The organism is Halorubrum rutilum, from assembly GCF_042665015.1.
Classification (GTDB): Archaea; Halobacteriota; Halobacteria; order Halobacteriales; family Haloferacaceae; genus Halorubrum; species Halorubrum rutilum.
This window is the reverse complement of record NZ_JBHTBL010000005.1, coordinates 244,890-265,129: the sequence shown is the minus strand read 5'-3', so window position 1 is coordinate 265,129 and position 20,240 is coordinate 244,890. Positions and strand designations below refer to the sequence as shown.

At 71.3% G+C, this 20,240-nt stretch carries 23 protein-coding genes and 1 pseudogene; 14 read left to right on the top strand and 10 right to left on the bottom strand.

The window, feature by feature from the left end:
* Positions 1–32 precede the first annotated feature (32 nt).
* Entirely contained in the window at positions 33–416 is a 384-nt protein-coding gene (locus ACFQMF_RS07650; RefSeq protein ID WP_256409541.1) for a SaoD/DsrE family protein, read from the top strand.
* Between the two features lie 30 nt (positions 417–446).
* On the opposite strand, the gene cmk is transcribed toward ACFQMF_RS07650, so the two are convergent.
* Positions 447–1,061, bottom strand: coding sequence for a (d)CMP kinase (gene cmk / locus ACFQMF_RS07645; RefSeq protein ID WP_256409540.1), 615 nt, complete (start codon positions 1,059–1,061; stop codon positions 447–449).
* Between the two features lie 119 nt (positions 1,062–1,180).
* On the opposite strand from cmk, the gene ACFQMF_RS07640 reads away from it, so the two are divergent.
* Complete coding sequence (locus ACFQMF_RS07640) at positions 1,181–4,012, top strand: ATP-dependent helicase (protein WP_256409539.1); 2,832 nt, start codon at positions 1,181–1,183, stop codon at positions 4,010–4,012.
* Between the two features lie 25 nt (positions 4,013–4,037).
* On the opposite strand, the gene ACFQMF_RS07635 is transcribed toward ACFQMF_RS07640, so the two are convergent.
* Positions 4,038–4,226, bottom strand: a complete 189-nt coding sequence (locus tag ACFQMF_RS07635; RefSeq protein WP_256409538.1) for a hypothetical protein — start codon at positions 4,224–4,226, stop codon at positions 4,038–4,040.
* 71 nt (positions 4,227–4,297) lie between these two features.
* Positions 4,298–5,281 carry a formyltetrahydrofolate deformylase gene (locus ACFQMF_RS07630; RefSeq protein ID WP_256409537.1) on the bottom strand — a complete coding sequence of 328 codons (984 nt, stop codon included), beginning with the start codon at positions 5,279–5,281 and terminating at the stop codon, positions 4,298–4,300.
* Between the two features lie 179 nt (positions 5,282–5,460).
* Here ACFQMF_RS07630 and purS point away from each other — a divergent pair, with 179 nt between their 5' ends.
* On the top strand, positions 5,461–5,712 hold the full coding sequence (gene purS / locus ACFQMF_RS07625; RefSeq protein WP_256409536.1) for a phosphoribosylformylglycinamidine synthase subunit PurS: 252 nt from the start codon (positions 5,461–5,463) through the stop codon (positions 5,710–5,712).
* Entirely contained in the window at positions 5,709–6,386 is a 678-nt protein-coding gene (gene purQ, locus ACFQMF_RS07620; RefSeq protein ID WP_256409535.1) for a phosphoribosylformylglycinamidine synthase I, read from the top strand. Before purS ends, purQ begins: the two co-directional genes overlap by 4 nt.
* Before the next feature lie 25 nt (positions 6,387–6,411).
* On the opposite strand, the gene ACFQMF_RS07615 is transcribed toward purQ, so the two are convergent.
* Entirely contained in the window at positions 6,412–6,909 is a 498-nt protein-coding gene (locus ACFQMF_RS07615) for an SHOCT domain-containing protein (RefSeq protein ID WP_256409534.1), read from the bottom strand.
* Positions 6,910–6,985: 76 nt separating this feature from the next.
* Between ACFQMF_RS07615 and ACFQMF_RS07610 the strand changes: the two genes are divergently transcribed.
* The 4 genes and pseudogenes from ACFQMF_RS07610 to ilvD all read left to right on the top strand — a co-directional run bounded on the left by ACFQMF_RS07610 (position 6,986) and on the right by ilvD (position 10,022).
* A complete protein-coding gene (locus tag ACFQMF_RS07610; RefSeq protein ID WP_256409533.1) occupies positions 6,986–7,378 on the top strand; it encodes a VOC family protein in 393 nt (130 codons plus the stop codon).
* A gap of 90 nt (positions 7,379–7,468) precedes the next feature.
* A complete protein-coding gene (locus tag ACFQMF_RS07605; protein WP_256409532.1) occupies positions 7,469–7,828 on the top strand; it encodes a MarR family transcriptional regulator in 360 nt (119 codons plus the stop codon).
* Positions 7,825–8,153, top strand: a pseudogene (locus ACFQMF_RS07600) (PemK-like protein). Before ACFQMF_RS07605 ends, ACFQMF_RS07600 begins: the two are co-directional and overlap by 4 nt.
* 75 nt (positions 8,154–8,228) lie before the next feature.
* The gene (gene ilvD, locus ACFQMF_RS07595; RefSeq protein WP_256409530.1) at positions 8,229–10,022 is read left to right on the top strand and encodes a dihydroxy-acid dehydratase; all 1,794 of its coding nucleotides are present in this window, start codon (positions 8,229–8,231) and stop codon (positions 10,020–10,022) included.
* 27 nt (positions 10,023–10,049) lie between these two features.
* Here the strand turns inward: ilvD and arsM are convergent, their stop codons facing one another.
* From arsM to ACFQMF_RS07580, 3 genes are all read right to left on the bottom strand, one after another.
* Positions 10,050–10,889 carry an arsenite methyltransferase gene (arsM, locus tag ACFQMF_RS07590; RefSeq protein WP_379791789.1) on the bottom strand — a complete coding sequence of 280 codons (840 nt, stop codon included), beginning with the start codon at positions 10,887–10,889 and terminating at the stop codon, positions 10,050–10,052.
* Positions 10,886–11,281: an ArsR/SmtB family transcription factor gene (locus ACFQMF_RS07585; RefSeq protein ID WP_256409529.1), complete on the bottom strand. Its 396-nt coding sequence runs from the start codon at positions 11,279–11,281 to the stop codon at positions 10,886–10,888. Before ACFQMF_RS07585 ends, arsM begins: the two co-directional genes overlap by 4 nt.
* A gap of 276 nt (positions 11,282–11,557) precedes the next feature.
* On the bottom strand, positions 11,558–11,809 hold the full coding sequence (locus tag ACFQMF_RS07580; RefSeq protein WP_256409528.1) for a hypothetical protein: 252 nt from the start codon (positions 11,807–11,809) through the stop codon (positions 11,558–11,560).
* Positions 11,810–12,009: 200 nt separating this feature from the next.
* Here ACFQMF_RS07580 and ACFQMF_RS07575 point away from each other — a divergent pair, with 200 nt between their 5' ends.
* The gene (locus tag ACFQMF_RS07575) at positions 12,010–12,573 is read left to right on the top strand and encodes an NYN domain-containing protein (protein WP_256409527.1); all 564 of its coding nucleotides are present in this window, start codon (positions 12,010–12,012) and stop codon (positions 12,571–12,573) included.
* A gap of 45 nt (positions 12,574–12,618) precedes the next feature.
* Here ACFQMF_RS07575 and ACFQMF_RS07570 read toward each other — a convergent pair whose 3' ends face one another.
* Positions 12,619–13,290, bottom strand: coding sequence for a S26 family signal peptidase (locus tag ACFQMF_RS07570; RefSeq protein ID WP_256409526.1), 672 nt, complete (start codon positions 13,288–13,290; stop codon positions 12,619–12,621).
* Positions 13,291–13,397: 107 nt separating this feature from the next.
* Between ACFQMF_RS07570 and gcvT the strand changes: the two genes are divergently transcribed.
* The gene (gene gcvT, locus ACFQMF_RS07565) at positions 13,398–14,591 is read left to right on the top strand and encodes a glycine cleavage system aminomethyltransferase GcvT (protein WP_256409525.1); all 1,194 of its coding nucleotides are present in this window, start codon (positions 13,398–13,400) and stop codon (positions 14,589–14,591) included.
* A gap of 16 nt (positions 14,592–14,607) precedes the next feature.
* Here the strand turns inward: gcvT and moaC are convergent, their stop codons facing one another.
* Both moaC and ACFQMF_RS07555 read right to left on the bottom strand, forming a co-directional pair.
* Positions 14,608–15,126, bottom strand: a complete 519-nt coding sequence (gene moaC / locus ACFQMF_RS07560) for a cyclic pyranopterin monophosphate synthase MoaC (protein WP_256409524.1) — start codon at positions 15,124–15,126, stop codon at positions 14,608–14,610.
* Positions 15,119–16,561, bottom strand: coding sequence for an NAD(P)H-hydrate dehydratase (locus tag ACFQMF_RS07555; RefSeq protein WP_256409523.1), 1,443 nt, complete (start codon positions 16,559–16,561; stop codon positions 15,119–15,121). Before ACFQMF_RS07555 ends, moaC begins: the two co-directional genes overlap by 8 nt.
* 321 nt (positions 16,562–16,882) lie before the next feature.
* Between ACFQMF_RS07555 and ACFQMF_RS07550 the strand changes: the two genes are divergently transcribed.
* The 4 genes from ACFQMF_RS07550 to ACFQMF_RS07535 are packed head-to-tail and all read left to right on the top strand — an operon-like array spanning position 16,883 to position 20,207.
* Complete coding sequence (locus tag ACFQMF_RS07550; protein ID WP_256409522.1) at positions 16,883–17,917, top strand: glycosyltransferase; 1,035 nt, start codon at positions 16,883–16,885, stop codon at positions 17,915–17,917.
* A complete protein-coding gene (locus tag ACFQMF_RS07545; protein WP_256409521.1) occupies positions 17,918–19,567 on the top strand; it encodes a DUF2070 family protein in 1,650 nt (549 codons plus the stop codon).
* Positions 19,552–19,746 carry a hypothetical protein gene (locus tag ACFQMF_RS07540; protein ID WP_256409520.1) on the top strand — a complete coding sequence of 65 codons (195 nt, stop codon included), beginning with the start codon at positions 19,552–19,554 and terminating at the stop codon, positions 19,744–19,746. Before ACFQMF_RS07545 ends, ACFQMF_RS07540 begins: the two co-directional genes overlap by 16 nt.
* Complete coding sequence (locus ACFQMF_RS07535) at positions 19,743–20,207, top strand: pyridoxamine 5'-phosphate oxidase family protein (protein ID WP_256409519.1); 465 nt, start codon at positions 19,743–19,745, stop codon at positions 20,205–20,207. Before ACFQMF_RS07540 ends, ACFQMF_RS07535 begins: the two co-directional genes overlap by 4 nt.
* Positions 20,208–20,240: the final 33 nt, after the last annotated feature.

The following is a 20,240-nucleotide window of genomic DNA, read 5'->3' as shown; positions in this document are numbered from 1 at the left end:
GGAGCGATGTCCCGTCCCGTCGTCCCCGCGGTATGAAGGTCGCGTACGTCTTCGCGACGGCCGGACAGACCATCGACTACGTGCTCGGGGACATGATCCTCCCGCAGCTGGAGGCGGGGGCCCACGGCGCCGACGTGGTCGGGATGTTCTTTTTCCACGACAACACGTACGCGCTCCGCGAGGGTGATCCCCTGGGCCAGCGGCTCGCCGACGTGGCGGCCGAGCGGGACATCCTCCTCATGCTGTGCGACCAGTGCGCCACCCGCCGGGGGCTCGCCGAGTTCGACCGCACCGACGAGCACGGCCGGGACCGCTACGAGCCGACGAACACCGTGGAGGGGGCGACCGTCGGCTGCTTCCCCGACCTCTACGCGGCGCTCGGCGAGGTCGGCGTCGACCACGTGATCACGCTGTAGGCGCGGGGTCGCGGCCAGAAAGGCTACTCCCTAAATCTCGAAGTCGGGCGTGTCGAACGCGCCCTCGTCGGCCTCGACGTCGTACCCCTCGATGGCGGTGAGCGCGACGTCGAGCGTCGTCTCGACGTCCCACCGCCCCGTGTTGATCGCGAGGTCGTAGATCGACCGGTCGGAGAGGTCGATCCCGTAGTACGACTTGTAGCGCTTCTCCTCTATCACCTCGCGGACCTGCATCTCCGAGGTCATCTCCTCGCGGTCGAGCGTCCGGTCGGCGCGCACCTCGTCCGGCGCGTCGAGCCAGATCCGGACGTCGGCGCGGTTCCCGGCGATCCACCCGGCGAGGCGCGACTCCAGGACGAACGCCTTGTTGGCGGTCCCCCACTTCTCGGCGATCCGGCGGAGCCGCCGGTCGAGCGCGCGGTCGATCTCCTCCGACTCGCCGGTCTTCGCGATCAGCTGCGAGAGGCTCATGTCGCGCTCGGCCGCGATCTCGCGGAACAGCTCCCCCCCGGAGACGTAGCCGCAGTCGAGCGCCTCCGCGAGCCCCTCGACCAGCGTCGTCGCCCCGCACCCCGGCGGCCCCGAGACGGTGACGAACAGGTTGCGGTCTATCTCCCGCTCCGTCGCCGGCGAGGTTCCACTCATACGTGCGGCGCCACGGACGGACCGCGGATAAACGAGGCGGTTCGGTACGGTCGCCGACGCGGGCGAGCGCGCGACCACCGACGCAACCGATATCCCTTCGCGCGCCCACGTACGCGGTAGTGACGGAACTCACGGACCGCGGCGCGGAGCGCCCGTCCGCGCGGGCGCTCCTCCGCGAGGCGCTCGCCGGACGCGACGCCCCCGCCGTCGAGTTCGATCCGGAGACGGTGCCGCTCCCGGACGCCGACGTGCTGGACCGCCTCTCGCCGCCGGTCCGCCGCTGGTGGGTCTCGGAGTTCGGCGCGTACGTCGGCGAGAACGGCGGCTTCTTCACGCCGCCGCAGCGCGAGGCCATTCCCCACGTCGACGAGGGGAGAAACTGCCTCGTCGCCGCGCCGACCGGCAGCGGGAAGACGCTCGCCTCCTTCACCGCCGTGCTCGACGACCTCTTCGCCCGCGAGCGGGCGGGAGGGCTGGAGAACTCGGTGTACTGTCTCTACGTCTCGCCGCTGAAGTCGCTCGCGAACGACATCAAGCGCAACCTGGAGGCCCCGATCGAGGGGATCGCGGCGGAGCTGTCGAAGGCCGGCGAACCGGGCGACGACGCCGACCCCGACGTCCGCCAGGCGATCCGGCACGGCGACACGAGCGAGGCGGACCGGCGGGCGATGCTGGAGGAGACGCCGCACGTGCTCAACACCACGCCGGAGACGCTGGCGATCCTGCTCAACTCCCCGAAGTTCAAGGAGAAGCTCCGGACGGTCGAGTACGTGATCGTCGACGAGATCCACTCGCTGGCCGCGAACAAGCGCGGCACGCACCTCGCCGTCTCGCTGGAGCGGCTGACGGAGCTGGCCGACGGCTCGCCGACTCGGATCGGCTGCTCGGCGACGGTCGAGCCGCTCGACGAGGTCGCCGAGTTCCTCGTCGGCCGCGAGCGCGTCGCGGGCGAGGTCGGCGACGAGTCCGGGCTCGAACCGCGCCCGTACGAGCTGGTGGACGCGCGGTTCGTCCGGGAGTTCGACCTCGAACTGCGGACGCCGGCGGCCGACCTGATCCACACCCCCAGGTCGGTCGTCACCGACCGGTTCTACGAGTCGCTCCGCGAGCTGATCGAGTCCCACGAGAACACGCTGGTGTTCACGAACTCCCGGTCGGGCGCGGAGCGAACCCTGCAGGAGCTCCGCGAGCGCTTCGGCTACGACGAGTCGGACTCGGGCTGTCACCACGGGAGCCTCGGCGAGGGGCAGCGCACCCGGATCGAGGAGGGGCTGAAGGCGGGCGAGCTGGACGTGGTGACCACGTCGACGAGCCTAGAGCTCGGCATCGACATGCCCCACCTCGACCTGGTGGTCCAGGTCGGGTCGCCGAAGTCGGTCGCGGCGCTGCTCCAGCGCGTCGGCCGCGCGGGCCACAGCCCCGGCGAGACGGTCGAGGGGCGATTGTTCGCGCTCGACCGCGACGAGCTGGTCGAGTGCGCGGCGATGCTCGCCCGCGCCGAGGACGGGTTCGTCGACCGCGTCTTCCTCCCCGAGGGCGCCTACGACGTGGCCGCCCAGCACGTCTACGGGATGGCGATAAACCGGATCCGCCCCGACCGCGAGGTCCGGGAGACGCTCCGGCGCGCGCACCCGTACCGCGGCTTCGGCGAGGACGAGTACGAGCGCCTCATGCGGTACCTCACGGCGGACTACGATGGGCTCGAAGACAGGAACGTCTACCCGAAGGTGTGGCGCGACGAGAACGACCCGCCGGGCGGGGAACACCACCACGAGGGGCACCCGGTCGGCGAGCTTCTCGTCGGGAAGCGCGGCCGGCTGGCGCGGGTCATCTACATGACGAACGTCGGCACCATCCCGGACTCGTTCAGCTGTCAGGTGCTCACGCGCGACGGGGAGCCGGTCGGGACGCTCGACGAGAGCTACCTCGACACCCTGGAGTCCGGCGACGTCTTCACCCTCGGCGGCGAGCGGTTCGCCTTCCGGTACCGCCGCGGCTCGAAGGTGTACGTCGACCGGACGAGCGAGCGCCCGACCGTCCCCTCGTGGTACTCCGAGCGGCTGCCCCTGTCGTACGACCTCGCGCGGGAGGTGCTGGCGTTCCAGGGCGAGCTGCTCGACCGGCTCGAAGCGGGCGGGCCGCCGGCGGTCCGCGCGCGGCTCCGGGAGTTCCCCCTCGACGAGAACGCGGTCCGAGCGATCGCGCGGACCTACGACGAGCAGGTCGCGTACGCGGGCGAGGAGAGCGTTCCCACTCCCTCGCGGCTCGTCGTGGAGGAGGAGCTCGACCGCGCCGAGTACAAGCGCCGGTTCTACGTCCACTCGAACTACGGCCGGCGGTTCAACGACGGCCTCTCGCGGCTCGTCGCCGCCGCGGTCGCGGACCGCACGGACGCGAACGTCGCCGTCGCGGTCGCGGACCGCGGCTTCTCGCTCGCGCTCCCGCTGAACCGCAAGGTCGACGTCGCCGCGATCCTCCGCGGCCTCGACCCCGAGACGGTCCGGGAGGACCTCCGCGAGGCGGTGCGGGGGACGGACCTCCACCAGCGCTACTTCCGGATCGACGCGGCGCGCTCGCTGCTCATCTTGAAACGGTACAAGGGGTACGAGAAGACCGCGGCCGAACAGCAGGTGTCGGCCGAGATGCTGCTCTCGTTCGCGGACGAGCTCGACGAGTTCGCCGTCGCCGAGGAGACGTACCGAGAGCTGCTGGAGGACCGGCTCGACGTCGCGGGGATCCGGGAGGTGCTCGGCGCGGTCGCGGACGGCGACGTCGACGTCGTGCGCCACGCCGTCGACTCGCCGACGCCGCTCTCGTTCGGGCTCGCGACGCTCGTCGACTCCGACACGGTGCTCGCCGACGACGAGTCGGCGGTGCTGCAGGAATTCCACGCCCGCGTCATGGAGTCGATCGAGGAGGGTGAGGAGAGCGACGACGGCGACGGGTCGTGAGCGAGCGATCGCGACTGCGGCCCCCTCACGGCCGCGAAACCGCGGAGGGGATCACGTCCGGAAGCCCGTCGAGGATCAGCGTCGTGTAGTGGAGGAAGACCGCGAGCGCCGCGAGGGAGAGCAACAGGAGAAACAGGAGGATCAGGCGCTCGTCGCGCCCGACGGCGGCGCGGGCGTCGGCGGCGAACCGCGAGAGGGGACCGGTCGTCGACACTGTCGGTTCTACGCGCCCGGTGGTTTAAAAGGGGTCGAACGGGACGGCGGGTCGCTTCCGGCCGTCGCCGGTCAGTCGCTCTCGACCGGCGGCGTCCCGGAGCGAGACAGCGGCTCGCCGTCGACCGGCTCGTCGGGGTTGGCGTCGATCGCGGCCTCGCTGAGCCCGAGCTGGGCGTCGACGTCGGCGTCCTCGCGCACGTGGACCGTGCCGCGGTGGATCGCGATCGCGTCGGCGAGGTGGAGCCGGACGGCGTCGAGCAGCACGTCGGCCTCCAGCGGCTGCCCGCGGCGCTTGATCTCCGAGACCTCGGCGCCGGCGGGCACGTCGAAGGCGCGCTGGGCGATCACGGGCCCCTGGTCGAGGTCGGTCGTCACGTAGTGGGCGGTGACGCCCGCGATGCGGACGCCGGCGTCCTTCGCCTGCCGGTACGCCTCCGCGCCGGGGAACGCCGGCAGCAGCGAGGGGTGGACGTTGATGATCCGGCCCTCGTACCGGAAGACGACCTCCGGCGAGAGGATCCGCATGTAGCGGGCCAGCGCGATCAGGTCCACGTCGTACTCGGCCAGGAGGTCGAGCAGGCGCTCCTCGTCGGTGTTCCCGCTCCCGTCGCCCACGTCGTAGAAGGGCTTGTCGTAGCGCTCCGCGAGCGACCGCAGGTCGCCGCGGTTGCCGATGACGACCGGGATCTCGGCCTCCTCGCCGTCGTCGGCGAGGTCGCCGTTGGCCTCGGCCTCCAGCAGCGCCTCGGGGGCGTGCGTCTCCTTCGTGACGAGGAGCGCGATCCGGCGGGCGTCGCGGTCGCTCGGGAACCGGACCTGGATGTCGACGTCGAGCTCGCGGCCGAGCTCGGCGAGCGCGCGCCGGAGCTCGCCGCGCGAGGTGTCCATCTCGGAGGCGTCCACGCGGGTCGTCATCCGGAAGACGCCCTCGCGGACCGCCTGGTCGAGGTCCTCGATGTTGATTCCCCGCTCGAACAGCAGGGAGGTGACCCGCGCGATGAGTCCGGTCTTGTCTCCTCCGACGACCGTGATCTCGGTCAGTTCGCGGGTCATGCGACGATCACCTCCGCGGGTTCGAACGGCTGCATACGCCGGGATCAGATCGCGGAGGGGTTTGCCCCTTTCGTTCTGGACCGAGCCGCGTCTCGCACGATCGACCGATATGTATCCACGAATATGGATAGAAGGGCCGTTCCAAAACGGTTTTTACACACGACTCCGCAGTACCGGCCATGACGGCATACACCGCGACGGTGACGGTCCGGCTGAAGCGGGGCGTCCTCGATCCCGAGGCCGAGACGACCCAGCGGGCGCTCGAACGCCTCGGGTTCGAGCTGTCGGACCTGCGGTCGGCCGACCGGTTCGAGGTGGACCTGGAGGCCGCCGACGCCGACGAAGCCGCTGACCGCGCCGACGAGATGGCCGAGCGGCTCCTCGCGAATCCGACCATCCACGACTACGACGTCGCGGTCGCCGAGCGATGACGGTCTCGGTGGTTCAGTTCGGCGGTTCGAACTGCGACCGCGACGCGGTCCGCGCGCTCGACCACCTCGGGGTCGACGCGGAGCGGGTCTGGCACGAGGACGGGCTCCCGGACGACACGGAGGGGATCGTCCTCCCCGGCGGCTTCTCGTACGGCGACTACCTGCGCGCCGGGGCGATGGCCGCCCGCGCCCCGATCATGGCCGAGGTCCGGGCCGCGGCCGAGGCGGGCGTCCCCGTGATCGGCGTCTGCAACGGCGCGCAGATCGGCGCCGAGTCCGGGCTGACGCCCGGCGCGTTCACCACCAACGCCTCCGCGCGGTTCCAGTGCGAGCCGGTCCGCCTGCGCGTCGAGCGCGCGGACACGCCCTGGACCGCCGCCTACGACGAGGGCGACGTGATCGAGGTCCCCATCGCGCACGGCGAGGGGCGCTTCGAGATCGGCGAGGACGCGCACGCCGACCTCGTCGCCGACGACCGCGTGCTGTTCCGCTACTGCGACGCCGACGGGAACGTCACCGACGCGGCCAACCCGAACGGCTCCACCGACAACGTCGCCGGCGTCCTCGGGGAGCGCGAGACGGTCGCCGTCCTCATGCCCCACCCCGAGCGCGCCACGCTCCCGGACCTCGGTCGGAGCACGGACGGCGCGGGGATCCTCCGCGCGTTCGCCTGACCGGGCCCGCGCCGACCGCTCGCCGCTACCGTTCCCGCACCGGAGCAGAGCGTTCGGCGCCCGCGGGGTCGCCCCCCTCGTCGACCGTCTCGTCGGCGAGTTCGCGGTCCAGCGCCCGTTCGAGCTCGGCCTCGGTGAGTTCGCCCTCCGCGTACCGTCGCTGGAGCCGGGCGATCGGATCGAGTTCCGCCTCCTCGTCGACGCCGTCGTCTCCGCCCGCGCCCGCGATCGCTCGGACTCCGACGTAGCCGAGCGCGAGGACGGCCGCGAACGCGAGGAACGCGAGCGAGAAGAGGACGAACGGGAAGAGCCCCGACCCGCCCATCATCCCGCCACCGCCCATCATCCCGCCGCCCGTCATCCCACCGCTGCCCGTCATCCCGCCGGCACCGGTCGTGCTCGCGGCCGGAAACCCGACGACGAGCGCGAGGAGTCCGACGCCGCCGAGCGCGACGAGGCCGATACCGGCGGCGACGAGCGCGGATCGATCGAGGTCGGTCATGTGTGACGGGTTCAGTTCCATCCGTATACGTCACACGACCGATCTCGCGTCCGGGGATTCCCGTCGACTTTTGAGCTCCGGCGCCGAACCGAGTCACATGCAGGCACGCCACATCGACCACGTGAACCTCAGGATCCCCGAGGACGGCGCCGACGACGCGCGGGGGTTCTACGGCGAGCGGCTCGGCTTCGGGATCGAGGACGCGCTGTACGCGGCCGGCGAGAAGCCGTTCTTCGACGTGCGGCTGTCGGCGACCGGGGTGATCCACTGCTGGCCGACCGACGAGTTCGAGCCGCCGACGGCGACGAACTACGACCACGTCGCCGTCGTCGTCGAGGAGCCGATCGAGGAGGTCGAGGCCGAGCTGGCCGAGGCCGGCGTCGAGGTCGAGAAGACGCTCGACTCGCCGCTCGGCGCGACCGGAGAGGCCGGGGCGGTGTACGTCAGGGACCCGTTCGGGTATCGGGTGGAGCTGAAGGCGCGAGTGTGAGTCCCTTCCGGTCCGGCAGTCAAGAATAGCTCTCGAATTACGAGGCAAATGTACCAAACAGCTATTAGCCAACAGTGCCAACATGCCTCTATGTCGAGCGGTACGATCGATATCGACGAGTTCGAGGACGCCGACGGCGACGGGTTCGAGACGCCGACCGACACCGAACGGATCGTCTCGTTCCTCAGCGAGAACGACGACCGCGCGTGGAAGGCGGCGACGGTCGCCGAACGGCTCGGATTGGACACGGACGCGGTCAGTGCGATCCTCTCGCGACTGAAAGACCGCGGCCTCGTCCGTCACAAGAGTCCGTACTGGGCGATCACCGACGACGAGGATCGACTCCGATCCGCGTATCGACTTCACCAACTCCACGAGGCCGCAGATGAGGAGTACGGTGAAGAACACCTCGAAGAACTGCGGACCGAAGAGATGGAGGAAATACAGTGACGGCCTTCGAGGAGCTGAAACACGGTGACATCGTCTGGGGAGACGATCCGCTTTCGGACAAGGGCCGACCGATGCTCGTTCTCGGAACGCCTCGGTTCCCCGAGCACGGCGTGCAGCTCATTACCGTTCTGATCTCCACGAAGAGTCGATCAAGCTTCGAGACGGCGACTACGAGAGCGACGCTCTCGGGAAGCGGAGTCACGTCCTCCCGTGGTCGCTCGTAACTCTCAACGACGCCGCCGCGGTGGAGTTTCACATGACTTCCCTCGTCGATAGACGGATCGAAGACGTCGCGACGCGGTCGATCGGCTACATCGCTTCCTGACCGAACCGGTTCGCCCGACCGAGCAACCCTCGCCCCGTTGCGGTCGTTTAAGACCCCCGAGCGACAGGGTCAGGTATGAGCGAACAGCAGCCGAGACCCGACGAGGGGGAGTCCCCCCGTCGACGCGGAGGCGACGCGGACCGGTTCGCGGGCGAGAAGGACGAGGACCTGCGGAGCAGGGACGTGACCGAGGGCGCCGAGCGCGCCCCGCACCGCTCGATGTTCCGGGCGATGGGGTTCGACGACGAGGACCTCTCGTCGCCGATCGTCGGCGTGCCGAACCCCGCCGCCGACATCACGCCGTGTAACGTCCACCTCGACGACGTCGCCGACGCGGCGATAGACGGGATCGACGCGGCGGGCGGGATGCCGATCGAGTTCGGGACGATCACCATCTCCGACGCCATCTCGATGGGGACCGAGGGGATGAAGGCGAGCCTGATCTCCCGCGAGGTCATCGCCGACTCGGTCGAGCTCGTCTCGTTCGGCGAGCGCATGGACGCGCTGGTGACCGTCGCGGGCTGCGACAAGAACCTCCCCGGGATGCTGATGGCGTCGATCCGCACCGACCTGCCGAGCGTGTTCCTCTACGGCGGCTCGATCATGCCCGGCGAACACGAGGGGCGCGACGTCACCATCGTCCAGGTGTTCGAGGGCGTCGGCGCCTACGCCGAGGGCGACATGAGCGGCGAGGAGCTCGACGAGCTGGAGCGCCACGCCTGTCCCGGCGCGGGCTCGTGCGGCGGGATGTTCACCGCCAACACGATGGCGTCCATCTCCGAGGCGCTCGGGATGGCGCCGCTCGGCTCGGCCTCCGCGCCCGCCGAGGATAAAGAGCGCTACGAGGTCGCGGAACGGGCGGGCGAGCTCGTGCTGGACTGCATCGAGAACGACCGCCGTCCCTCCGACATCCTCTCGCGGGAGTCGTTCGAGAACGCGATCGCCCTCCAGACCGCCATCGGGGGCTCGACGAACGGCGTGCTCCACCTGCTCGCCTTGGCCGCCGAGGCCGACGTCGACCTGGCGATCGAGGACTTCGACGAGATCTCGCGGCGCACGCCGAAGATCGCCGACCTCCAGCCCGGCGGGACCCGCGTGATGAACGACCTCCACGAGGTCGGCGGCGTCCCGGTCGTCCTCCGCCGCCTGCTGGAGGCCGACCTGCTCCACGGCGACGCGATGACCGTCACGGGTCGCACCCTCGCCGAGGAGCTCAACGAGCTGGAGGCGCGCGGCGCGCTCCCGGACGACTCGGAGATCGAGGCCGACTTCCTCTACACGGTCGACGACCCGAAGGAGGAGGAGGGCGCCATCAAGATCCTCGACGGCAACCTCGCGCCCGACGGCTCGGTGCTGAAGGTGACCGGCGACGACGAGTTCTACCACGAGGGGCCGGCCCGCGTGTTCGAGAACGAGGAGGACGCGATGGAGTACGTCCAGTCGGGCGCGGTCGACTCGGGCGACGTGATCGTGATCCGGAACGAGGGGCCGACCGGCGGGCCGGGGATGCGCGAGATGCTCGGCGTCACCGCCGCCGTCGTCGGCGCGGGCCACGAGGACGACGTGGCGCTGCTCACCGACGGCCGCTTCTCCGGCGGCACCCGCGGCCCGATGATCGGCCACGTCGCCCCGGAAGCGGCCGACGGCGGCCCGATCGGCCTCATCGAGGACGGCGACCACGTCACCGTCGACATCCCCGAGCGCGACCTCTCGGTCGACCTCTCCGACGAGGAGTTCGCGGAGCGCCGCGAGGCGTGGGAGGCGCCCGCGCCGCAGTACGAGGGCGGGATCCTCGCGAAGTACGCGCGCGACTTCGCCTCCGCGGCCGACGGCGCCGTGACGAACCCGCGGCTGACGGGCGACAGATAGGCGAAGCCGCGACCGCGCCGCCCCCGTTCAGGACCGCGGCTTACGGCCCTCGATCGTCGCGGCGACGACGTACTCGCTCGGGTCGCGGTCGTCGTCCCAGTCGCGGATGAACGACTCGCTCCCCGCCTTCGGCTCGACCGCGACGTCGACGAACCCCGCGTCGCCGAGGAACGATTCGATCTCTTCGATCGACGACGCGCCGGCGACGCAGCCGGTCACGGAGTCCGGGTCGAGCCGCACGTCGTCCGGGAACGGCGCGGTGCGGACCACGTCGGAGACCGCGAGCCGACCGCCCGGTCGGAGGACGCGGAACGCCTCCCGGAACACCTGCGGCTTCTCCGGCGAGAGGTTGATCACGCAGTTCGAGAGGATCACGTCGACCGACGCGTCCCCGACCGGCAGGTGCTCGATCTCTCCCAGTCGGAACTCGACGGCCTCGGCGTCGTTTCGCTCGACGTTTTCGCGGGCCCGCTCGACCATCTCCGGAGTCATGTCGACGCCGATGACGCGTCCTTCCGGCCCGACTTCCCGAGCCGCGAGGAAGCAGTCGAACCCGCCGCCAGAGCCGAGATCGAGGACCGTCTCCCCGGGTTCGAGGGCCGCGATCGCGGTCGGATTCCCGCAACCGAGCCCGAGGTCGGCCCCGTCCTCCACGGCTTCGATCTGCTCCGTCGCGTAGCCGATCCGATCGGAACCGACGTCCGAGGCATCGCCGTCGTCACAGCACGTCGACGCCCGCGTCGCGATGCCGGCGTATCGCTCTCGGACGACGGAGCGTCGCTCGGCGGCGTCGACGTCGGTCACGTCCGCATCCGCGTCTGCGTCGGCGGTCGCCCCGTCACCCGCCGAATCGGCTCGGTCGCTCACGGCCGCTCACCCCCTTCGCCCCGGTCGGTCGGGCGCGTCTCGTCGAGCACGTCGAGCAGCCGAGCGGCGCGTTCAGTCGCGTCGTAGTACCGCCAGCGTCCCTCTTTTCGGCGCGTCACGAGCCCGGCGTCGCGGAGCCGCGAGAGGGCCTGACTGACCGCTCCCTGACTCACGTCGAGCGCGGGCTCGATCTCGCAGCCGCAGGTGCCGCCCTCGGTCGCCGCGACGAGCCGGAGCGCCTCGTACCGCGTCTCGTTGCCGAGCGCCGCGAGCGCGTCGACGTCGAGTTCGACCTCACGGCCCGAGAGCGGGTGTTCGACCCCCGAACAGCACCCGTCGTCCGCGGCGGCGGTCCCGTCAGATCGGACTTCCGACGACTGTTGGCGAGCCATATCTGTGTATGCTAATATAAGAAGCCGCTAATATATTTGCTTCGGCGAGAGGGGCCCGACCGATCGGGGAGCGGAGCGGCGACCCCGGCGGAACGACGGCGGTGAGAACGGAGGATGGAGGCGAGAACGGAAGATGGAGGCGAGAACGGAGGATAGAGGCGAAAGCGGGAAACGAAGGAGGGAAACCAGAGACGGGCACGGGGGCGCGATTGGAGGTGGATCACGGCGGCCGGTCCGGGACGACCGACGCGAGGGCGACGGGAGGACCGGTCCCGCTTACTCGCGCTTCCCGCCGTCGGTGTGGGCGGTCCGGACCGACTCGGCGCGCCAGACGTTGCTGCGGCGACCGGCGCGCGACAGCTCCATCTTTACTACCGACCCGACGGGCAGGTCGGCGACCGCGTCGCGCGCGTCGTCGTCGGCGTAGTCGACGACGTGGTACGTCTCGTTGCGGGGATGTGCACGAAGCGTGGTGCATTCGTGATCGTTCTGCTCGGAAATCACGGTGAAGGTGTCGTGGTTCGACATCTTAACTCGTTATTCTTGGACATCCTACTTCAATACTCCGTATAGCCTCTACGGTCGTCGATCAGGTCGTAAAACGGATATAAGGTGTATAACGTGGGCGTCCGGTGCGGTCGATGGAACTGATCGAGGGCGGTCGGCCGCGTCGGTTCGACCGACCGCGGACCAGCACGCATATTTCCGCCCGCCGCCGACACCGGGGCATGGAATCCAGCCGGGAGGACGCGGAGCCGGTCGGCGTGGCGCTGTTCGTCGACGGCCCAAACGTGTTGCGCGAGGAGTTCGACGTCGACCTCGACGACGTGCGCCGGGCCGCCGAGGCCGAGGGGCCGCTGGTGACGACGCGGCTCTACCTCGACGAGCACGCGACGCCGGGGCTCATCCAGGCTGCGGAGGCGCGCGGGTTCGAGGTCGTGATCACGAGCGGCGACGTCGACGTGCGGCTCGCGGTCGACGCCGCCCGGTTCGCCGCCGAGGACCGGATGTCGGTCCTCGCGATCGCCTCCCGGGACACCGACTTCAAGCCCGTCGTCGAGGCGGCGAACGGCTACGGGATCCGGACCCTCGCGATCGCGCCCGGCGAGTTCGGGCGGTCCGACGCCCTCCGAAACGCGGCGAACGGGTCGGTCACCCTCGACGAGGGCGACGCGGCCGAAGGCGGGGCGGGCGGCGAGCCCGACGCCGAGAGCGCGGAAGTCGACGCGGCGGAGGATGCGGTCGACGCGGAGGCCGAACCGGACGCCGTCGTCGACTCCGACCCGGAGTGAGCGCCGCGTCGGCGCGACGCCGCGTCATCGGTTCCGCCCGCGGCGTCACTCCCGCGGTCCGTCGCGCCCGCGACCGATCCGCCCGATCAGCCCGATCAGCACCGCGCCGAAGCCGCCCGCGAGCGCCGCGGCGCCGCCGACGCCGACGGCGGTCGGCAGGAGGCCGAGCCGGGCGATCCCGGCGTCGACGCCGACGCGGAACCAGCCGAGGTCCGGCGCCGAGACGAGCGCCTTGGCCGAGATCCACTCCTCGCGAACGACCGGGGCGATCCCGGCGCTCTGGTCGTACTCGCCGTTGGCGTCGCCGTAGGTGACGTACCCGTCGCGGGGCGCGGGACAGGCCGCGATGTCGTCGCAGTCGCCGTCGAGCAGCGCGGGGTCGGCGCGGTCGGTCCAGTCCTCGCCCGCGCTGACCGGGAACGCGATCCGGTGGAGGATCGGCCTGGTCCCCGCGTCCGGGGGTTCGAACACCACCACGTCGCCCCTGTCGCCGAGCCGCGTCGGCGCGCCCGGCTCGGCGTGCCCGACGAGCCCGCCCCAGGGGAACCGATCCGTCGCGGTGACGACGACGAGGTCGCCGCGCTCGACGGCCGGCTCCATGCTCCCGCTCTCGACGGCGACGAACGGGGGCCACGCCCCGGCGACCGCCGCGACGACGAGCGCGACGAGCAGGACCGCGGCGGCGGGCGCGAGGAGTCCGGCGGCCTTCCGGTTCACGTGAGGGGAGGAGAGGGGGAGCGGCTTGAGGCTGTCGGCGGCCCGCCTCCCGCGCCGGAACCGTCCCGATGGCAAGACCTTAGGCGCGTCCCGGCGACCGTACCGCCATGACCGATCGGCTTTCGCCCCTCCACGAGACCCACGAGGCGCGCGGCGCGACGTTCACTGACTTCGGCGGCTGGCAGATGCCGGTCGAGTTCGACTCGATCCGCGAGGAGCACGCCGCGGTCAGGGAGTCGGTCGGCGTCTTCGACGTCTCGCACATGGGCGAGGTCGAGGTCTCCGGGCCGGACGCGACGGCGCTGATGAACCGCCTGACGACCAACGACGTGACGGCGCTCGACCCGGGCGACTCGCAGTACGCGGCGATCACGGACGACGGGGGGATCATGCTCGACGACACCGTCGTCTACCGGCTCCCGGACGGGATCAAGGCGGGCGAGGGCGCCGACGCGCTCGCCGAGATGGACCGCGACCTCGACGCGGGCGAGGGCGACCCCGCGTACCTCTTCGTCCCGAACGCGGGTCACGACGAGCAGATGATCGACCGGTGGACCGACCACCGCGACGAGAACGGGCTCGACGCGACCGTCGCGAACGCCACGGACGACTGGGCCATGCTCGCCGTGCAGGGGCCGGACGCGGCCGACGCGGTCGGCGACGCGACCCCCGGCGACCGCGCCGTCGGCCTCTCGAAGTTCGAGGCGACCGTCGCCGCGGTCGCGGACGCCGATAGCTGGGTCGCGCGCACCGGCTACACCGGCGAGGACGGGTTCGAGGTCATGTGTCCGACCGACGCGGCCGAGGACGTCTGGGAGGCCTTTGCCGGAGCGGAGGGCGACGGGGACGCGAGCGCCCCGGCCGCCCGGCCCTGCGGGCTCGGCGCGCGCGACACGCTCCGCACGGAGATGGGGTACCTCCTCTCCGGGCAGGACTTCGACCCCGACGACGAGCCCCGTACCCCCTACGAGGCGCGGATCGGCTTCGTCGTGAAGCTCGACGCGGAGTTCGTCGGCCGAGACGCCCTCGAGGCGCAGAAGGAGGAGGGCATCGACGAGCGGTTCGTCGGCGTCCGCCTGCTGGAGCGGGGCGTGCCGCGACACGGCTACGCCGTGACCGACGGCGACCTCACGCGGGTCGGTCACCTCACCTCCGGGACGATGAGCCCGACGCTCGACGAGCCGATCGGTCTCGGCTACCTCCGCGAGAGCTACGCCGACCCCGGCGCCGAGGTGAGCGTGGTCGTGCGCGGCGACGAGAAGCGCGCCGAGGTCGTGATCCCGCCCTTCCTCGACCGCTGAAGGGGCCGGGCCGGTATCAGCCGTCCCCGGCGTCGAGCGCCCGCTTCTCCTTCGCGACGACCTCCACGCCCGAGATCCGGGTGTCGGGGTAGCCGCCGTCGGCGTCCTTCTCGGCGGCCTTCACCATGTCCCAGACGACGTTGAGCCCGGTGGTGACGCCCTCCAGCGCCTCCATCTCGCAACCCGTCTTCCCGGTCGTCTCCACCCCGACCGTCAGCTCGATTCGGTCGTCGCCGACGGAAAAGTCGGTGTCGACGTTCGTGATCGGGATCTGGTGGCACATCGGGATCGTCTCCCACGTGTGTTTGACGGCCTGTACGGCGCCGACCCGGGCGGTCGCGAGCACGTCGCCCTTCCCGACCTCGTCGGCCTCGACGGCCGCGACCGTCGAGGGCGTCAGCCGGATCTCGCCGCGCGCGACCGCGCGCCGGCTCGTGTCCGGCTTCGCGCCGACGTCGACCATCCGGACCTCGCCGGACGCGTCGGTGTGGGTCAGCTCGTCCGCCGGCTCCGCCGCCTCCCGTTCGTCACTCATCACGCATCGCCTCGGGAAGCCGGTCGGGTAAGTCCGTCGCCGCGAGGCCGTTCCCGAACGCCTCGGCCGCGGCGTCGCCGGCCAGCCCGTTGACGTGGGCGCCGACCGCGGCCGCCCGGAACGGGTCGGTCACGGCCGCGAGCGCGCCGACCGCGCCCGCGAGCACGTCGCCGGTCCCGCCGACGGTCATCCCCGGGTTGCCCGTGCGGTTCAGCCGGACCGCGTCGCCGTCGCTGACCACGTCGACCGCGCCCTTCACGAGCAGCGTGTGGCCGAGGTCGGCGGCGAACGAGCGCACGAGCGCCGCGCGCTCGTCCGGGTCGCTCGCGGTCTCGCCGCCCATCCCGACGAGCTCCCCCTGGTGGGGCGTGCAGACCAGCTCGGCGTCCGTGTCGGCCTCGGGGACCGCCCGGAGCGCGTCGGCGTCGACGACGGCCCGACCGTCGTACGCGGCGAGGAGCTCGCGGGCGAACGCCCGGGCCCCGTCGTCGTCGCCCAGCCCAGGTCCGAGCACGACCACGTCGTTGGCGGCGGCGAGCTCCCGAACGCGGTCGACGTGGGCCGGGCCGAGCCGGTCGCCGGGGAGCCCGCGGACGATCAGGTCGGCGGAGTACCCCTGTACCTCCCGCGCGACCGTCTCCGGGCAGGCGACGCGCACGAGGTCGGCGCCGGCCCGGAGCGCGGCCCGCGCGGCCAGCGACGGCGCGCCCGTGTAGGGGCCGCCGCCGACGACGAGCACCTCGCCGTTCTCGCCCTTGTGGGAGTCCGGGTCCCGCCCGAGCGCGAGCAGGTCGCCGGGGCCGACGAACCGCTCCGCGGCCGCCGGGATCCCGATGTCGGCGACCGTCACGGCGGCGTCGAGCGCGCCGAGCCCCGGCTTCTCGTCGTGGAAGGTGACGACGCGGTCGGCGTCGACGAACGGGTCCGACTCGGCTCCCGTCGGCTCGCCGGTGTCGGCGTCGATCCCCGAGGGGACGTCGACGGCGACGACCGTCGCGTCGCTCCCGTTCGCCAGCCGCGCCGCCGTGCGCTCGGGCTCGCGGAGCGCGCCCGTCGCGCCCGTGCCGAGCATCGCGTCGACGACCACGTCGGGGTCGCCGAGCGACAGGTCGGCCGAGTCGGTGACGGTCTCGGCCGGGATCTCGGCCGCGCCGAGGGCCGCCCAGTTCTCCCGGGCGATGTCGGTCCGGATCGACTCGGGGCGGCCGAGCAGGTGAACCGTCGCGTCGTACGCGGCGAGGAACCGGGCGGCGACGAACGCGTCGCCGCCGTTGTTCCCGCGCCCGCACAGCAGCGCGACCTCGGCGCCGGGGTCGGCGACCGCGCGCACCTCGCGGGCGACCGCGTTGCCCGACGACTCCATCAGCTGTTTCCGCGGCACGCCGAGGGCCGCGGCGTTGGCGTCGACCGCGGCCATGCGCTCCGTCGATATCATGCGTCGGGATCCGCGCCGCGTCGGATTAAGCGTGGGGTCGCCGTCGCGGCGGCCCGCGCCGCTGGCGGGGGCGGGGCGCAGCCGGAGCGCGGCCGGGACGGACCGCGCTCTCCGCGTTCGGAATGAAAATGTTGAAGCTATCCGATGGAGAATTCGAGAGACAGAACCCGTGCGACCCGCTGGACACCCCGACGCGTCGCCGCGGTCCGGCCGGCGCTCGCCCTCCCCGAACGCCGCGCCCGGCGAGCCGACGCGCCAGAACGCCGCCGCCGCGCCTCCGGAGAGGGGTCTCCGGCGGACGCGCGACCGACGGACCCTCGCATGAACATCGGATTCTTCACCGACAGCTACTTCCCCGGCGTCGACGGCGTCACCTACACGATCCGCGCGTGGCGCGACCGCCTGGAGGACCGGGGCCACGAGGTGTACGTCGTCTACCCCGCGAGCAGCCACGACCCGGACGAGCGGGAGCTCCCCGTGCCGTCGCTGCCGAACCCCTTCTACCGCCAGTACCGCGTCCCGCTCTACCGCCGGCTCTCCACGCTCCCCGACCTCGACGTGGTCCACTGTCACGGGCCGGCGTCGACCGGGCTGATGGGGCGCCGGTACGCGAGAAAGCGCGGCGTGAAGTCCGTCTACACCCACCACACGCCGGTCGAGGACTACTTCGTCCAGGGGCTCAAGCTGGAGTCGCTCTCCGAGGTCGCCGGGCGCCTGTACGTCGCCTACGAGAACCGGTTCCTCCGCTCGTTCGACTGCGTCACCGCGTCGACGTCGCGGATCCGGCGCGACGTGGCCCCGCGCAAGCTCCCGGTCGGCATCGAGACGGACACCTTCCGCCCCGTCGATGGCTCGCGGTTCGAGCGCGACGGGCCGACGGTCGGCTACAGCGGCCGGATGACCCGCAACAAGAACGTCGACGAGATCCTCCGGCTGGCCGAGCGGACGCCCGACCTGTCGTTCGAACTCGTCGGCGAGGGACCGGTGCGGGACGCGCTCGAACGCGACGCCCCGGACAACGTCCGGTTCCGCGACTTCCTCCCGCGCGAGGACCTCCCCGCGTTCTACTCCGCGCTCGACGTCTTCGTCACCGCCTCGACCTGCGACACCCTCGGGCTCTCGACGCTGGAGGCGAACGCCTGCGGGACGCCGGTCGCCGCGGCCGACGTCTCCCCGTTCGACGAGACCATCGGCGAGGCCAACGGCGCCCGGTTCGCGTACGGCGACCTCGACGACATGGAGCGGGCGGTGCGGGACTGCCTCGACGGCGACCGCCGGACCCGGGAGGCGGTCGAGGAGTTCTCCGTGACGCGCACGATAGACGAGCTGGAGTCGATCTACGGGGTGTCCTCGTAGATGGGGGCGGACAACGTCGACGTCTTCCAGCGGCTGGTGTTCAGCGTCCCGCCGCTGAAGCTGCAGGTCCCGGCGCTGATCGGGCTCAGCGTCGTCTACAGCCTCGTCTCGTACGCCGCCCTGTCGATGTCGATCTTCGTCGTGCCGGCCCCCGAGAGCGTCCTGCCGGTCGCCGCCCTCCTCTTCCTCCTCCCGTTCCTGTTCGCCGGCGAGCTGTTCCACCGCCTGCTCCCCAGCTACCCGCGGTCGTGGAGCTTCTTCCTCGCGCTGGCCAACCAGTTCGTGTTCTTCGTCTACGCGCTGGTGCTCTCCGGCGCCAACGACGTCGGGAACGCGTGGAGCATCGTCTGGCTCCTCTTCATCACCATCTACCTGATCAACATCCTCGCGCTCGTCGTGTCGACGGGGATCGACCGCTACAAGCGGATCCTCCTCGTGTCGCTCGCGGAGCCGGCGGCGCTGATCGCGGCGTTCTACGCGTTCGGGGGCGCGGACCTCGGCTTCTCGACGTACCGACACGTGTTCGCGTTCGCGTCGCTGCTGATCGCGGCCGGGTTCCTCGTGTCGGTGCTCGCCCTGGTCGACTACCTCATCCGGAGCAACACGGACGTCTCGGCGTTCGCGCTCACGTCCGGCATCCTCCGGAACGACCGGGAGTCGCTCGACCTCGGCGTCGAGGCCGAGCCCGCCGTCGAGACGCTGGCGATCGACAACGGGGACCGGCTGACCCTCGCCGCGCCGTGGGTCCACCCCGGCCCGCTCGGGGGGTTCGGCGGCGGCCAGCTCAGCGGGAACGTCATCGACGCGCTGAACGGCGGCGACGGGCACGGCTTCTTCCTGCACGTCCCGTGCACGCACAAGGAGGACCTCTCGAACCCGAGCGACGCCGAGAAGATACTCGACGCGGTCGGCGACCCCGAGGGGGCCGACCGGGCCTCGCGGCTCGTCCACGAGGACTACGGCGAGATCGAGTTCTACGGTCGGCGGATCGGCGACAAGGAGGTCGTCTTCCTCCACAGCGAGGGGATCGACGACTACGACACCGGCGTCTTCACCCGGGACGTCGACGGCTCCGAGCTGCTCCTGGTCGACCTCCACAAGCACGACATCCAGGACGGGCCGACGAAGGAGGTCCAGTACGGGTCGAGCGAGGCCGACCGCCTGAAGCGTCGCTTCGACGACTTCCGCGAGCGGCTCGCCGAGGAGCCGCTCCACGAGTACGCCGCCGGGTTCGAGGTGGTGCGCGACGACCGGGACATGATCGCGATCGCCGAGTCCGTCGACGGCCAGGACGTGCTCACGATGGGGATCGACACCAACGGCGTCACCCCCGACATCCGCGAGCTCGCGGCCGGCTACCGCGGGGAGTTCGACGAGGTGCTCGTGTTCTCGACCGACACGCACGCCTCGGTCCACGAGCTCGCGAACAAGACCCGGTCGAACGTCGAGGCGCTCGACGCCGCGGTCCAACGCGCGATCGACGACGTCTCCCCCGCGACGATCGGGCTCGAAAGCGAGAAGACCGAGCCGCTCAAGCTCCTGAAGAACGACTACAACGGGCTCGTGTTCAGCGTCAACATCCTCATCCGGCTGACGGTGATCGCGCTGCTGGCGCTGTACGTGCTGCTCGTGCTGTGGCTGTTCTTCTGAGGCGAGTCGACCGGCCGGCGATCGTCCGGGGGGCGGTCGTCCGCCGTTCGATCGAGTGCCCGGCCGTCGACGGCGCGGACGGAACCGGGATCGGGGACGGAGCCGGGATCGCGGACGCCGACGGACCCGACGACGGCCGCGATGGGTTTAGGGCGCTACCGACACACGTCGACGTATGAGCCGGCCGACGGCCGAGGCGCTCGACGACGCGGCGATCGAGTCGTTCCTCGAAACGCAGTCCGTGGGGACGCTCTCGCTGGCGAAGGGAGACGAGTCCTACGCGGTCCCGGTGGCGTTCACGTACGACCCGGCGGACCGCGACGTGTACTTCCGGCTCGGATACGCCCCGGAAAGCCGCAAGCGGGAGTTCATCGACGCGACGGAGCGCGCGACGTTCGTCGTCGCCGACGAGACCGAGGCGGGCTGGACGAGCGTCCTCGCGCGCGGCAGGCCGGAACACCGCAGCACCGTCGACGACCTCGACACGCACCGCCCGAGCGACCGCTCGGTCAGTCAGGCCGAGCGCGACGCCGAGATCCCGTTTTACCACGTGTTCGACGCGCCCGAAGAGGCGGTGTTCGCGCTCGTTCGGCTCGCGGTCGACGAACTGACCGGCGTCGTGGAGGCCGACGGACGCTGACGGCGGACCGTCGAGAGGGAGTCCGACACCGTC

Bases quoted from the DNA above. Each gene is read 5' to 3' on its own strand.
- ACFQMF_RS07650 (WP_256409541.1), top strand. From the start codon at position 33: ATGAAGGTCGCGTACGTCTTCGCGACGGCCGGACAGACCATCGACTAC.
- cmk (WP_256409540.1), bottom strand. From the start codon at position 1,061: ATGAGTGGAACCTCGCCGGCGACGGAGCGGGAGATAGACCGCAACCTG.
- ACFQMF_RS07630 (WP_256409537.1), bottom strand. From the start codon at position 5,281: ATGACCCGCGAACTGACCGAGATCACGGTCGTCGGAGGAGACAAGACC.
- purS (WP_256409536.1), top strand. From the start codon at position 5,461: ATGACGGCATACACCGCGACGGTGACGGTCCGGCTGAAGCGGGGCGTC.
- purQ (WP_256409535.1), top strand. From the start codon at position 5,709: ATGACGGTCTCGGTGGTTCAGTTCGGCGGTTCGAACTGCGACCGCGAC.
- ACFQMF_RS07615 (WP_256409534.1), bottom strand. From the start codon at position 6,909: ATGGAACTGAACCCGTCACACATGACCGACCTCGATCGATCCGCGCTC.
- ACFQMF_RS07610 (WP_256409533.1), top strand. From the start codon at position 6,986: ATGCAGGCACGCCACATCGACCACGTGAACCTCAGGATCCCCGAGGAC.
- ACFQMF_RS07605 (WP_256409532.1), top strand. From the start codon at position 7,469: ATGTCGAGCGGTACGATCGATATCGACGAGTTCGAGGACGCCGACGGC.
- ilvD (WP_256409530.1), top strand. From the start codon at position 8,229: ATGAGCGAACAGCAGCCGAGACCCGACGAGGGGGAGTCCCCCCGTCGA.
- ACFQMF_RS07585 (WP_256409529.1), bottom strand. From the start codon at position 11,281: ATGGCTCGCCAACAGTCGTCGGAAGTCCGATCTGACGGGACCGCCGCC.
- ACFQMF_RS07580 (WP_256409528.1), bottom strand. From the start codon at position 11,809: ATGTCGAACCACGACACCTTCACCGTGATTTCCGAGCAGAACGATCAC.
- ACFQMF_RS07575 (WP_256409527.1), top strand. From the start codon at position 12,010: ATGGAATCCAGCCGGGAGGACGCGGAGCCGGTCGGCGTGGCGCTGTTC.
- gcvT (WP_256409525.1), top strand. From the start codon at position 13,398: ATGACCGATCGGCTTTCGCCCCTCCACGAGACCCACGAGGCGCGCGGC.
- moaC (WP_256409524.1), bottom strand. From the start codon at position 15,126: ATGAGTGACGAACGGGAGGCGGCGGAGCCGGCGGACGAGCTGACCCAC.
- ACFQMF_RS07555 (WP_256409523.1), bottom strand. From the start codon at position 16,561: ATGATATCGACGGAGCGCATGGCCGCGGTCGACGCCAACGCCGCGGCC.
- ACFQMF_RS07550 (WP_256409522.1), top strand. From the start codon at position 16,883: ATGAACATCGGATTCTTCACCGACAGCTACTTCCCCGGCGTCGACGGC.
- ACFQMF_RS07545 (WP_256409521.1), top strand. From the start codon at position 17,918: ATGGGGGCGGACAACGTCGACGTCTTCCAGCGGCTGGTGTTCAGCGTC.
- ACFQMF_RS07535 (WP_256409519.1), top strand. From the start codon at position 19,743: ATGAGCCGGCCGACGGCCGAGGCGCTCGACGACGCGGCGATCGAGTCG.